Annotated in this window: 1 protein-coding gene; it reads left to right on the top strand. The window is 61.2% G+C overall.

Annotated elements, in window-relative coordinates; genetic code table 11:
• Positions 1-155, top strand: a 155-nt coding sequence (locus SB756_RS35155; RefSeq protein ID WP_410913892.1) for a tRNA pseudouridine(55) synthase TruB, incomplete at its 5' end; no start/stop codon positions are given.
• Between the last annotated feature and the right edge of the window lie 82 nt (positions 156-237).

Raw genomic sequence — 237 nt, forward strand, 5'->3', positions numbered from 1 at the left:
CGTTCTACTGGCTGCATGGGCAGGCGGTACGCGCACCGGACGCGCCACAATTTGGCATGGTCCGGGTACAGGATCACAATGCGCGCTTCATCGGTATCGGTGAAGTGAGCGAAGACGGGCGCATTGCGCCGCGTCGGCTGATTCGGTCGGAATGACCGAAACCGGGGGGCCAGGCAGTAGCCGAACCCCACGGCATCAAGGGTGGCTGTCAGTAGGCACGGTCACACCTTTTTTATT

Source organism: Pseudomonas sp. SIMBA_068 (assembly GCF_046534705.1).
GTDB classification, from domain to species: Bacteria; Pseudomonadota; Gammaproteobacteria; order Pseudomonadales; family Pseudomonadaceae; genus Aquipseudomonas; species Aquipseudomonas putida.